We start from the raw sequence: 13,809 nt of genomic DNA on the forward strand, positions 1-13,809 counted from the left end.
CAATTCTTCAGGTAAAATTTCGCCCATTTTTTAAAACAATAAAAGAAGTGAGTTATGTCGCAAAATACTAATCCGGTGCCAAAAATTGGCTTCGTTTCACTCGGCTGCCCGAAAAATCTAGTTGATTCAGAACGCATTTTAACTGAGTTGCGCACTGATGGTTACCAAGTCGTTCCAAGCTATGATAATGCTGACTTAGTCATTGTGAATACGTGTGGGTTTATCGATAGCGCGGTGCAGGAATCACTAGAAGCGATTGGGGAAGCTCTGAATGAAAATGGCAAAGTGATTGTCACAGGATGCCTTGGCGCGAAAGAGAACCAAATTCGTGAAGTACATCCAAAAGTTTTAGAAATCACTGGTCCACATAGCTATGAGCAAGTACTTAACCACGTGCACCACTACGTTCCAAAACCTGAACATGACCCTTTCTTGAGTTTAGTTCCAGAACAAGGGGTAAAACTGACTCCAAAGCATTATGCCTATTTAAAAATTTCCGAAGGGTGCAATCATCGTTGTACTTTTTGCATTATTCCTTCTATGCGAGGGGATTTAGATAGCCGTCCAATTGGAGATGTGTTAAATGAAGCTAAGCGTTTAGTCGCTTCAGGGGTAAAAGAGTTACTGGTTATTTCACAAGATACCTCTGCGTATGGTGTTGATGTTAAAAATAAAACGGGTTTTTGGGATGGGCAGCCGGTAAAAACTAGCATGGTGGGGTTATGTGAACAACTTGCTTCACTGGGTGTATGGGTACGTTTACATTATGTGTATCCTTATCCACATGTTGATGATGTCATCCCTTTGATGGCAGAAGGTAAAGTTTTACCTTACCTAGATATTCCGCTGCAGCATGCAAGTCCTAAAATTTTAAAGTTAATGAAACGCCCTGGCGCTGTAGAAAGAACACTTGAGCGAATTAAGCGTTGGCGTGAAATTTGCCCTGAACTCACCTTACGTTCAACATTTATTGTGGGGTTTCCTGGTGAGACAGAAGACGATTTTCAAATGCTACTCGATTTCTTATCGGAAGCGAAGTTAGACCGAGTAGGCTGCTTTAAGTATAGCCCTGTCGAGGGAGCGAAAGCGAATGAGCTGGCGGATCAAGTCCCTGAGGAAATTAAAGAAGATCGTTATCATCGTTTTATGCAATTACAACAACAAATTTCTACACAGCGTTTACAAGATAAAATTGGTAAAGAAATTTTAGTCATTATTGATGAAGTTGATGATGAAGGTGCTATTGGGCGTAGTATGGCAGACGCGCCAGAAATTGATGGTATGGTTTATCTTAATGGTGAATTTGGTGTTAACGCGGGGGATATAGTGAAAGTATTCGTTGAGCATGCAGATGAATATGACCTGTGGGGAAATATTGTCACTTCCTAAGTGAATCAGAGCGTTTTAAAAGTGTAAATGGCTAACTTAGGTAAATTAAGTTAGCCATTTTGTTTTTTACCACATTGATTTACTGCTTTTAATTGTGAAAAATTGATGTGGATCAAGCGGTTTAAATCTATCAATTAATAACTTGATCTAGAATATAATAATTAAATGGGAAATTGACATAATCAGATAACTCTTATCGAAGAATAAGGATAACTATGTCGGTTCATTTAATATTTCCAACTACAACACCTGTAAAAGAAAGTATTTATAATTCAGATGATTATAAATATATTGTAGAGCTTGCTTATACAACTATTGAAGGTGGATTAGCCTCATTACATGATAATAATATTCGAAGTTCTCTGATTAGCTCTGATGGAAAAACGCTTTGGCTTAGTCATGAGTTTGGGGGCAATTTTGAGATAGCAGCTTTATTATCTGATAATTTGACTTATGGTGCGCGGGCTAAGTTGTATACTGCGCCAATCGAATTACATGGGATTTTTTATTATCTAGCTCCAGTGTATTCACATGCTGGAGAGCCAGTTCTAGTTGTCGCTTTATCTTCAACTCAGAATAGCTGCAATATTTTGTTTGCACTCACGCAGGCTTTAGCAAGGGAAGCGAGTGGGAAATTGAAATTTCACTATTATGAACAAGAAATTTTTAAGGAAAATAAGGTAGAGCAACGATTCGCTAGCTTGGATATTCATTCAGTTGAGAAAGCTTTGATTATTGAAGTGGCGCAGGCTTGTGAAGGTAAAATTCAAAAAATGCATAAAGTCCTTGATATGGGGCGGACAACGTTATGGCGCAAACTAAAGCAGTATGAAATTAACATTAAAGACTACAAATAGCTTCTTACATATGCTTTGGACCGTAAAAAAAAAGCGCTTTCGCATGTTTTGTGGACAACAACAAAAAAGCATAAAAACAGCGAAGCGCGAAGAATTTACCAACATTTTGAACGACAGTCGATAGATAAATAAAGCATAATCTATCTGCTTGTGTCGTTACTTGATGTATCGAGAAAAGAAAATGAAAACGATACTTATTATGCTTGAGTTAGGTAAGTTGGTATGTCGTTTACAGCCCTATTTTTTTAGATTTGTGATGGATAAATATTGATGAGAAAGCGCATTGTCTTACTAAAAAATGGTGTGATAGGTGCACTATTATTTTAAATGATATTTCAGTAACACAAAAAAGTATTATTTTATTTTACAAGTATTAGTAGTTATTATTACTAGTGGAATTATCAATTCACTTAGGTTTCTTTAATCTGTGATAGAGTAGAACTATTGTTTATCACTTATAAAAACAAGTTATTATTTTAAAATTGACAGGATTTTTATCTATATTTATCTAAATTATAGTGCTCTTGGCATTTTTTAGGTAATTAGTTTCTGATGGCTTAGAGTCAAACCACCAGAAACTAATTACGCTATAACAAGATGAACATATCATATAAATTAAATATATTTAGGATAGGTATTAATGTATTCGTATTCTTGAATAAGTTGTGGCAGTGATTTAATACCTAGTTTCGTATAAATGTTAGAGCGATGAACTTCTACAGTTCTTGGTGATAGTGACAGTTTTTCAGCGGTTTCTTTACTGGTATTACCTTCTAATATCATATCCATGATTTCTCGTTCTCTAACCGAAAGACGGTTAAATTTATCAGAGAGGTAGGTATATTTTTTATACTTTTCATGCATATTTAAAAATAATTCTGTTGCGTTACTGATGGAGTTTAAAATTTCAATGTCCTTGAAAGGCAAAGGGAAAAAATCAAAAGCTCCGGCTTTAAAACTCTCACGGCACAAACTGATAGAAGGCTCTTCAGCAAGCACAATGAATGGAACAATACCAAATGAATTATTTATATTGTTTAATCTACTAATACGATTTTCATCATTGTTTAAGAATAATAAAATACATTCTTTTACATTACCCTCATTAGGGTAAGTATAATTACTCATAAACACTTCTTCGTTATTATAAAATCTAAAGATAAAACCAAAAGATTCCATCATTAGTTTCAGTTTATTCTTAAAGACATTATCACTTTCTACGATTACGTGAATGGTGTTATTCATCACCATACTCCTGTTGAACTGATTTGATATTCATACCAATCTGATTAAATACGTAGATAAATAAAGTGAAATTAAAATTTCACAATAATATTTTCTACTGATCGTTGTTCTTTTTATTAGTGTATTACTGACCTTAATTTATATTAAAAACATCATCTAGTTAAATTTAATATAAAAATAGAAACAATAGTTAAAGTTTGTGTCATTGGGTAATATTCGATTAATGACGTGTAACATATTATGTGAATTTACTTATTAAATGTGTTTTTTAACATAAAGTAATAGACAGAAATATTGTTAAAGCTAATCAATAATATCTTAAATCATTAGTCATAAAAAGTCTTAGATGTACACTTTATGCTGTTTTCTTAGGTGATAGTACTTAATCTGTGAATTGACGAAGATTAAGTGCTTTTTATATCTGACATGTTAAAATTTACTCTAATCTAGTTTTGATGAGTGAATATACTTAATGGCTTCTTTAAAAGACGTAGCTCGACTTGCAAATGTTTCATTGATGACAGTATCACGGGCAATTAATAACCCTGAATTACTCAAGCCTGAAACCTTAAAACAGGTCCAACAAGCTATTGAGTCACTCAATTATGTCCCTGATTTTTCTGCTCGTAAGATTAGAGGAAAAGGTTCTAGGGTTTCGACAGTTGGCGTTTTGGCCCTTGATACAGCGACAACTCCGTTTTCTGTGGAAATCATTCTTTCAATAGAGCAAACCGCGAGGCAATTCGGCTGGAGTAGCTTTGTTGTTAATATTACCTCCAGTGAAGATAGTGAAAGAGCTGTCCGGCAATTATTATCCCAGCGACCAGATGGTATTATTTATACTACGATGGGCCTTCGAGAAGTGACTATTCCTGAAGGATTACATAATAATCGTTTGGTTCTTGCCAATTGCATAGATAAAAAAGGGCAGTTTCCAGCCTATGTACCAGATGATTTTAATGGTCAATTGAATGCAGTTAATCGCTTAATAGAGAAAGGGTATCGGAATCCTCTTTGTCTTTATATCCCGCAAGAAACACTTGCTGGAAAAACGCGCCGTGAAGCGGTGGAATCTGCGTGGGCAACGGCTAATTTACCTCTAGAATCGCTTCAGCAATACCATTTAGAGTTAGGTGATGAACACTATTTAGATGTTATAGCTTTAATTAATAGTCACTTTAAGAATAAAAAACCGGATTTTGATGTCATTATTTGTGGAAATGACCGTATTGCATTTTTAGCTTACCAAGTACTACTTAGCCGTGGTTTACGTATCCCACAAGATATCGCAGTACTTGGCTACGATAATATGATAGGTGTTGGAGAACTATTTTATCCACCATTAAGTACGGTTGTGTTACCGCACTATCAGTTAGGTCAACAAGCCGCTTTGCACATCATAGAAGAACGGCAGCAAAATAGTGTTGAATATGTTGCTTGCGACTTGTTAGAACGTAATTCTTTTTAGTTTCGCCGAGAAGGCAAATCGAATAGACAGTTATTCAATCGCTTTCTTGAGTTCCCAATAAATCGCTTTTTCTAGCTTAGCCTGGTGATTTATTGCAAATAATCTTAAATCTCGTTCACTTTGGTGTGGGTAGATACGGCAACTAAAATTGAGTTCACCATCATTAATAAATACTTCCAAGCTAGAGTGGTCGATAAAAGCATTTATTTTAAGTTGATGACCTTGCGGTATCGGAGCACAACGATTATCACTAATGGTATATTCAGGGTAATGACGCATTAAGGTTAATTGCTGACTTTGGTTATCAACATAGAACTGCACGCCGTATCCAATCCAAAAGCCAAATTTTTCAGCTGGGCTTTGCTGTAAATCCCAAATAAGTTCTATTTCACAACTTGTCGCATTTTCATTTAATACTATGGTGCTGTTTTTGGCTAACATTGTTGCGGGAAAATGGCTTGCAGACTGGCGTAATGATTTCAATTCCTCTATAGGTTTAGAGATAATTTTACCTTGCTCATTCAGTGTTAGCTCTCTAGGTAAAGTAAAGCACCCTGACCACCCATGTTTTTGTGTGGGCATATGATTTTCCCACATATCCATCCAAGCGATAGCAATACGACGGCCATCTTTAGCTAAAAAGGTTTGAGGTGCGTAAAAGTCTTGGCCAAAATCAAGCTCAGTAAATGAATGTGAAATTTGATAAGGTAAATTAGGTGACCAATTACCAACCAAATAGCCATTTTGAAATAAATTTCGATATTGATAATTTTTTGCTTTTTTTCCTTGAGGAGAAAAAAGGGCAATAAATTTTTCGCCTAATGGAAAGAAATCAGGACACTCCCACATATAAACATTATTGTCGTCAGTTTTTGCTAGGATTTGATAGTTTTGATCCCAATTTAATAAGTCAGTAGAGTTAAATAAGAGGATTTGCCCTTGATCTTGAGAGTCTCTTGCACCAACCACCATCCACCATTTACCATCTTGTTGCCAAACTTTAGGATCTCTAAAGTGCATATAGCCATCAGGGGAAGGGAGTACAACACCTTTCTTTTCGAAATGAATACCATCTTCACTGATTGCAACACACTGTGATTGGATGATTTGGCTGTCATCACCTGGATTTGCTAACCAGATATGGCCTGTGTAAAACAAATACAATTTGTTATCGTAACTAATTGCGGAGCCTGAGAAACAACCATCTCGGTCATAATCTTCACTTGGTGCTAACGCAATGGGTTGGTGTTGCCAATGGACCATATCAGTGCTTGTTGCATGACCCCAATGCATGGGACCCCAAATCGCACTAAATGGATGATGTTGATAAAAAGCGTGGTATTGTCCTTGGTGATAGATCAAACCATTAGGGTCATTCATCCAGCCTACATAAGGGGCAAGGTGGTATTGTGGGTAGAACTGCAAGTTCATGTTTTCTCTTGCTGTTTTGATGGTTTCGTTGGCTAATTCAAGTTGTTTTTTCATTATGGCTTCCTGAACATTTTTCGATCGCGATAACAAAATGGGCACATGAAATTCAATAATAGGTGCGTTTATTTGCTGGCTTCTTTATACTTAATGTTAACGTTAACAGTTTGCGTTTACTAGTTTTATTTTCATGAGTTGGTAATGTGTTATTTATGAATAAGAATAAAGGTTAAAAATATAAAACTCGCAAAGGAGATATAATGAAAGTTTGGGCATTAGGGGATGCAGTTATTGATTTAATTCCTCTTCAAAACATGCAATATGAAGCTTGTGCTGGTGGTGCGCCTGTAAATGTCGCCGCTGGGGTTGCACGCTTAGGGCAAAATAGTGGTTTTATTGGACGAGTCGGTGAAGAAGCTTTCGGGCATTTCATGCAAAAAACCTTATTTGATATAGGGGTTGATACGAGTGCGATGGAATTTGATGAAAAGTATAAAACAAGTACTGTTCTCGTCTCGTTGCATGAAAACGGAGAACGTGAATTTTCTTTTTTAGTTTCTCCTTCGGCTGACCAATTTTTAACGACAAATAACTTACCGCAATTTGGTCATGATATTTTGCATTTTTGCTCATTAGCTCTAGTGCATCACCAATGTAGAGCGTCTCTATCAACAGCTATCGAACAACTAAAACTCGCTGGTGGGTTACTGAGTTTTGATATTAATATTCGTCCACAAATGTGGTCTGATCCCGATGAAATGCACCAAGTTGTTGATAATTTTGCAAAACGAGCGGATATTTTAAAACTTTCTGATGATGAGCTGCTGTGGTTAACGCAAGAAAGTCGTTTTGAAAATGCAATCGCCAAATTGCAAGGCTATCCTGCCCAATTAAAAATTGTTACTCAAGGGGCTAAAGGTTGTCAGGTGTTCACTTCTTTGGTTCAAATGGCCGTAAGTGCTTATTTAGTAGAAAGTATTGATACCACAGGGGCTGGCGATGCATTTATGGCGGGGTTGTTGGCGGCCATTTCACAATATGGGCTAGTCAATGAAAAAGAGGGGCTGATGAAGGTCATTTCGCAAGCTACTGCTTGTGGTGCATTGGCGACAACCAAAAAAGGTGCTATTGCCGCAGCGCCGACACAAGAGGAATTATATGCATTTATGCAGCAGCAACCACCATTACATCAGCGTGATGTTTTTTGATGAATATATATGCAGCGAGTAAATAAAAGGTAGCGATATAGTTACCTTTTATTTTAAGAATACTTGATATAATTCAACCTATATTATGATGTTGATAAGTTTTATTTTTTGCATTTTGGCGTATGATAAGTAGCTAATATTATTTAATCAGATTTATTGTGGATAAATTATGTTGCTTCGCTCGGGAGTAGCTCTTGCTATTTTTTCCTATATCTTATGGGGAATCACACCATTATTTTATCGTTTACTTCCCGGAGCGGAACCTTTAGAGCTACTTGCAGAACGTCTTATTTGGTCTGTGCCTATACTTTTTTTTGTTCGCTTAATTATTAAAAATAAATCTTTATGGCGCGAGGTATGGTCTGATAAACGGTCGATAATTTTGTGTTTATTTAGTTCGTCGGTTATGGCGATATCTTGGACAACATTTACCTACGCATTAACTCACGGACAGGTGTTAGCCGCGAGTCTTGGATATTTTATTAACCCATTATTCTCTATTCTACTTGGTGTTTTGTTTCTTCGCGAACGGCTTGTTTTTGCAGAAAAAATGGCTGTTATTTTTATTTGTGCGGGGGTTGGTTACCAAATTTGGCAGTATGGTGAATTACCTATTTTAGCGTTAGTTATGGGGAGTGCTTTTGCGGTATATGGATTAATCCGTAAATTTATTCGATTTGATGTGATTACGTCTTTATTTCTAGAAGCGCTTTGGTTGCTGCCCATTGCAATAGCGATCTCTTGGTGGTTAGCTTCTAATGGTTTAAGCGCTGTGGCGCAAGGGGATTGGCAAATTAAAGTTCTTTATATGTTAGCGGCTCCAGTCACGATCATTCCTTTGCTCTTTTTTACTGCGGCAATTAAACGAACGTCATTAACGGTAATAGGTTTAGCACAATATATAGAACCAACAATTCAATTCTTATTAGCCGTATTTTTATTTAATGAGCTATTTGATTGGGTCAAAGGCATTAGTTTCTCACTTATTTGGATTGGTTTAATATTTTGTGTGTTAGCAATCTTACGCAAACAGTATATTAAATTTTCTCATAAAGAACCTTTTATTACTGGGCGTGACAAAACACCATTAGATTAAATAGTTAACCATCATTATCAATAGTTTATAAGATTATTGTCTTATGGAATTTTTTCCTCGATAGCAAAAGCAAACGGTTGCGTATATAATTGGCAGTAACTTTTTTGTCGGTAAGGTTATCAATCATGAATCAATTAGGTACTGCGCTGTGTAAATCTGCAACAAAAGTCATGTTGTTAGGTGCTGGAGAGTTAGGCAAGGAAGTTGCGATTGAATGTCAACGGTTGGGCATCGAAGTCATTGCGGTTGATCGCTATGATAATGCGCCAGCGATGCATATTGCACACCGTAGCTATACAATAAACATGCTTGATGGCGAAGCGCTGAAGCAAATAGTTTCAATTGAAAAACCCGATATTATTGTGCCTGAAATTGAAGCGATTGCGACACAGGTATTAATGGAACTGGAACAACAAGGACAAAAAGTGGTTCCGTCTGCGAAAGCGATTGTTCTTACTATGGATAGAGAAGGGATCCGCCGCTTAGCCGCAGAAGAGTTGAAATTACCAACATCAGAGTATCAATTTGTAGACAGTAAACTCGATTTTATCGCAGCAGCAGAAAAAATCGGCTTTCCTTGTATTGTTAAGCCAGTGATGAGTTCGTCAGGGAAGGGGCAAAGTGTGATCCATTCTCGAGACGAATTAAATCAAGCTTGGGATTACTCACAGGAAGGTGGTCGAGCAGGTCAAGGCCGTGTAATTGTTGAAAAAATGGTTAATTTTGATTTTGAAATTACATTATTAACGGTCAGTGCCGTGGATGGGATTCACTTTTGTGCGCCAGTAGGGCATCGACAAGAAAAAGGGGATTATCGTGAGTCTTGGCAGCCACAGTACATGAGTGAGGTGGCGTTGAAAAAAGCGCAGGATGTTGCTGAGAAAATTGTTACCTCTCTGGGGGGCTACGGAATATTTGGTGTTGAATTATTTGTGTGCGGTGACGATATTATTTTTAATGAAGTTTCGCCTCGTCCCCATGATACAGGCATGGTGACGCTGATTTCACAAAATTTATCTGAGTTTGCTTTACATGTTCGTGCATTTCTTGGCTTCCCAATCGGTGTGATCCGCCAATATGGACCAAGTGCATCCGCGGTTATTTTACCTAGTTTACAAAGCCAAAATGTGATTTTTTCAAATATTGGTGCAGCATTGGGATCGGATACTCAATTACGGTTATTTGGTAAACCTGAAATTGCAGGAACTCGCCGGTTAGGTGTTGCTTTGGCAATTGCAGATTCGATTGAAAGTGCATTAGAGCTGGCGCAAAAAACCGCTAATACAGTGTGTGTTTCTGGTTGATTTTAATGAAGTTAGTGCTGAACATTTTTGTTTCGTTACTGCTTTTTATATTATCCCAAATAATTGAGGTTGCATCTGGCTTGGCTAATGGGGTTTGATTGGCACTAATAACGGGGATTCCACCTAATAATTGAATGCCAATAGCCCCGTTAAAGTGCTCGTCATTAAAGAAATTATTATTAATCGCTAATCCAGCCAGATTGATAGAGTAAGGTAGCTTATTGACTAACTTAACCCCATTAGCATTTTGAGTTACGTAAATATTTTTAAATGCATCTTCTTGGGGCTGAATTCTTACTAATTTGAATCTTAAGGTTATTCTTGTACAAGATTTTATTTACCCTTATTCCTAGTTTCATTGAAAGAGATATCCGCTATCTTTAATAAGCGAGTATTTATTGGAGTAAGATTGATGCGCTCCACTTCTTACTATAATCCGGCGTAAAAGTAGAATAAGGAAAGTGATGATGGTTCGTTATGTCGCTGGCTTAATGTCATTAGGATTAATGTCTTTTTTATCAACAGCACAAAATCTTGAACAACAATTTAGCTTATGGGTGGCGAATGAAAAAGATAAAATCGAGTGTTTTGAACCGCAATCATCATTTAAGTATTGCTTAGGTGAACGACCAAATAGCGGTTTGGCTGTTTTTGACCAGAAAGGGCAAGAAGTTTACCAGCTTTATTATTTTGACAACTGGCCAGATGAAGCACAGGACGGGGTATACCGAATTCGTAAAGAAAATAAAATTGGTTTTGCAGATGCGATATCAGGGGAAGTCGTGATTGATGCAATTTATGATTGCGCATATCCCTTTAAAGCAGGGAAAGCGAAAGTCGGTATCGGATGTGAAACACAAACTGATGGTGAGCACAGTTGGTGGGTTGGTGGTAATTGGACTACGATTACACGCTAAACGTATATAGATATCATAAGGTTTCAGGTAACTCAGCTTTAGGTTTTTACGTTATTAGTGAAATTTATTCACAATAAACATCATTTTAACCATGCATACTTCATTTTTTTAACTTATTGAAAACAAATTGAAATTGTAATGCAGATCACGTTTTTAAGCTCATTTGACCTCCCTAAAAACCATTCAAAGTAAAAAACAAACCGCTTAATTCCATATGGCACCACTTAGCATAACTTTAGTCATTTGCTGAGTGTAATTTCATACCATATACACCATGGCAGAGCTCAATTTTTTGATTCAATACAGTTCAACCACTGCCAATTAAAAACCCATCAACGATAAATGATAAGCAACGAAAACACAGTGATATCGTTTTTTATGATGGCTAATACAAAATCAATGGCATGTTCGTTTTACCTCAGAAGGGTGTTCTATGAACAAAAATGGTATTTTAAAGCACATTCCGTGGATGATCCTTGGGATAATCGGTGCGGTCTGTCTGGGGGTAGTTGCACTCAGGCGTGGTGAGCACATCAGTGCTCTTTGGATTGTCGTCGCTTCTGTGGCGGTGTATCTCATAGCATATCGTTATTACAGCTTATATATCGCTAAAAAAGTGATGAAGCTGGACGAAACACGTGCGACTCCAGCCGTCATTAATAATGACGGGTTAAACTATGTTCCGACAAATAAAAACGTTCTATTTGGTCACCACTTTGCCGCGATTGCAGGGGCGGGGCCATTAGTCGGACCCGTTCTTGCGGCGCAAGTCGGCTATTTACCCGGCACCTTATGGCTGCTTGCGGGGGTTGTGTTAGCCGGTGCAGTGCAAGATTTCATGGTGTTATTTATTTCATCACGTCGTAATGGTGCATCATTAGGGGAAATTGTTAAAGAGGAGCTTGGCCCGATTCCGGGAACGCTGGCGCTCTTTGGGTGCTTCCTAATCATGATCATTATCCTTGCTGTATTAGCATTGATTGTGGTGAAAGCCTTGGCAGAAAGCCCATGGGGTGTCTTTACTGTTGTCTCAACGGTACCAATCGCCTTATTTATGGGGATATATATGCGATATATCCGACCAGGGCGTGTTGGTGAGGTTTCAGTCATTGGTATCGTCTTGTTAGTTGCCTCTATCTGGTTTGGTGGCGTGATTGCTCACGACCCATACTGGGGCCCAGCACTGACATTCAAAGACACGACGATTACTTACGCGTTAGTGGGTTATGCATTTGTCTCTGCATTATTACCTGTATGGCTAATTTTAGCGCCTCGTGACTATTTAGCGACATTCTTGAAAATTGGGGTTATTGTTGGTTTAGCGATTGGTATCGTTATTCTAAACCCTGAATTAAAAATGCCAGCAGTGACGCAATTTGTTGATGGTTCAGGTCCTGTTTGGAAAGGTACTCTATTCCCATTCTTGTTTATTACCATCGCTTGTGGTGCGGTATCCGGTTTCCATGCGCTTATTTCCTCAGGGACAACACCTAAGTTATTAGCAAACGAAAAAGATGCGCGTTACATCGGTTATGGTGCAATGTTAATGGAGTCATTTGTTGCGATTATGGCACTGGTAGCGGCTTCTATTATCGAACCAGGCTTGTATTTTGCAATGAATACACCACCAGCAGCGTTAGGTATTACTATGCCTAACTTACATGAACTGGGTGGTCCAGATGGCGCAGCTATCATGGCTCAGCTCAAAGATGTGTCTGTTCATGCAGCCGCTACAGTGAGTTCATGGGGCTTTGTGATTTCACCTGAGCAAATCATGCAAACAGCGAAAGATATTGGTGAGCCGTCAGTGTTAAACCGTGCTGGTGGTGCGCCGACATTAGCGGTAGGTATTGCGTATGTTTTCCATGAAATCATGCCTGCGGCAAATATGGGCTTCTGGTATCACTTTGGTATTCTGTTTGAAGCTCTGTTTATCTTAACCGCATTGGATGCAGGGACTCGTTCAGGCCGCTTTATGCTGCAAGATTTATTGGGTAACTTTGTTCCATTCTTGAAGAAAACAGATTCACTGGTTGCTGGTATCATAGGTACAGCTGGTTGTGTTGGGCTGTGGGGTTATTTATTGTATCAAGGTGTTGTTGACCCACTGGGCGGTGTTAAGAGCTTATGGCCTCTGTTCGGTATCTCGAACCAAATGTTAGCAGCAGTTGCTTTAGTCTTGAGTACAGTAGTGCTGATTAAGATGAAACGCAGTAAATACATTATGGTGACTGTATTACCTGCAGTATGGCTATTAATCTGTACAACTTGGGCATTGGGACTGAAATTATTCAGTGATAACCCACAACTGGAAGGATTCCTATACTTAGCGAAATCTTATAAAGATAAGATTGTGGCAGGTGGTGCAGAGTTAACTGCACAAGAAATTACTAATATGAATCACATTATTATTAATAACTACACCAACGCAGGGCTGAGTATTCTATTCTTGGTGGTTGTCTACGGTATCATTTTCTATGGTATTCGCGTTGGGATGAAAGCGCACAAAAACCCAGAGCGTACAGACAAAGAAACACCTTATGTTCCTGTACCTAAAGAGGGCGTGAAAGTTTCATCTTCACATTAAGTCACCCTTCAACGAAATTGAACATCGGAAGATGTTCGGTAAATGAAAGGTCGCCCTACATTGTGTGTTCATGATGTAGGGCATTTGTATTGGAGAGGCTGATGTTTGGAAATCTCGGCAAAACAGGAAAATACCTCGGGCAAGCAGCACGCATGCTAATTGGTATTCCTGATTATGATACCTATGTGCAGCATATGAGTGATAATCACCCAGATAAACCTGTGATGACCTACAAAGAATTTTTTCGCGAAAGACAAGATGCACGGTATGGTGGTAGCGGTAAAGGCGGATTTCGCTGCTGTTAATCAAT

The 13,809-nt window shown here is 38.0% G+C and carries 11 protein-coding genes; 9 read left to right on the forward strand and 2 right to left on the reverse strand.

The genetic code is table 11. The features are described from left to right. The first annotated feature begins 54 nt into the window (after window positions 1–54). On the forward strand, window positions 55–1,389 hold the full coding sequence (gene rimO / locus FVA69_RS05120) for a 30S ribosomal protein S12 methylthiotransferase RimO (protein ID WP_004913782.1): 1,335 nt from the start codon (window positions 55–57) through the stop codon (window positions 1,387–1,389). 215 nt (window positions 1,390–1,604) lie between these two features. Next, complete coding sequence (locus FVA69_RS05125) at window positions 1,605–2,246, forward strand: helix-turn-helix domain-containing protein (protein ID WP_004913781.1); 642 nt, start codon at window positions 1,605–1,607, stop codon at window positions 2,244–2,246. A gap of 615 nt (window positions 2,247–2,861) precedes the next feature. Here the strand turns inward: FVA69_RS05125 and FVA69_RS05130 are convergent. Next, window positions 2,862–3,491 carry a response regulator transcription factor gene (locus FVA69_RS05130; protein ID WP_123382372.1) on the reverse strand — a complete coding sequence of 210 codons (630 nt, stop codon included), beginning with the start codon at window positions 3,489–3,491 and terminating at the stop codon, window positions 2,862–2,864. Between the two features lie 472 nt (window positions 3,492–3,963). On the opposite strand from FVA69_RS05130, the gene FVA69_RS05135 reads away from it, so the two are divergent. Next, entirely contained in the window at window positions 3,964–4,959 is a 996-nt protein-coding gene (locus tag FVA69_RS05135) for a LacI family DNA-binding transcriptional regulator (protein WP_004913775.1), read from the forward strand. Window positions 4,960–4,989: 30 nt separating this feature from the next. Here the strand turns inward: FVA69_RS05135 and FVA69_RS05140 are convergent, their stop codons facing one another. Continuing rightward, on the reverse strand, window positions 4,990–6,444 hold the full coding sequence (locus tag FVA69_RS05140) for a glycoside hydrolase family 32 protein (protein ID WP_109912034.1): 1,455 nt from the start codon (window positions 6,442–6,444) through the stop codon (window positions 4,990–4,992). Between the two features lie 203 nt (window positions 6,445–6,647). On the opposite strand from FVA69_RS05140, the gene FVA69_RS05145 reads away from it, so the two are divergent. From FVA69_RS05145 to FVA69_RS05170, 6 genes are all read left to right on the forward strand, one after another. Beyond that, window positions 6,648–7,595: an aminoimidazole riboside kinase gene (locus tag FVA69_RS05145; RefSeq protein WP_164528496.1), complete on the forward strand. Its 948-nt coding sequence runs from the start codon at window positions 6,648–6,650 to the stop codon at window positions 7,593–7,595. Window positions 7,596–7,764: 169 nt separating this feature from the next. Further along, window positions 7,765–8,691, forward strand: a complete 927-nt coding sequence (rarD, locus tag FVA69_RS05150; RefSeq protein ID WP_109912035.1) for an EamA family transporter RarD — start codon at window positions 7,765–7,767, stop codon at window positions 8,689–8,691. Window positions 8,692–8,816: 125 nt separating this feature from the next. Then, window positions 8,817–9,995: a formate-dependent phosphoribosylglycinamide formyltransferase gene (gene purT / locus FVA69_RS05155; protein WP_004913766.1), complete on the forward strand. Its 1,179-nt coding sequence runs from the start codon at window positions 8,817–8,819 to the stop codon at window positions 9,993–9,995. A 464-nt stretch (window positions 9,996–10,459) separates the two neighbouring features. After that, on the forward strand, window positions 10,460–10,912 hold the full coding sequence (locus FVA69_RS05160; RefSeq protein ID WP_164528497.1) for a WG repeat-containing protein: 453 nt from the start codon (window positions 10,460–10,462) through the stop codon (window positions 10,910–10,912). A 433-nt stretch (window positions 10,913–11,345) separates the two neighbouring features. Beyond that, complete coding sequence (locus tag FVA69_RS05165) at window positions 11,346–13,499, forward strand: carbon starvation CstA family protein (RefSeq protein WP_164528498.1); 2,154 nt, start codon at window positions 11,346–11,348, stop codon at window positions 13,497–13,499. Window positions 13,500–13,600: 101 nt separating this feature from the next. Continuing rightward, window positions 13,601–13,804 (forward strand): YbdD/YjiX family protein, encoded by a 204-nt coding sequence (locus tag FVA69_RS05170; RefSeq protein ID WP_004260586.1) that lies wholly within the window; start codon window positions 13,601–13,603, stop codon window positions 13,802–13,804. Window positions 13,805–13,809: the final 5 nt, after the last annotated feature.

The sequence above is a fragment of the Providencia sp. PROV004 genome (assembly GCF_011045615.1).
GTDB lineage: Bacteria > Pseudomonadota > Gammaproteobacteria > Enterobacterales > Enterobacteriaceae > Providencia > Providencia rettgeri.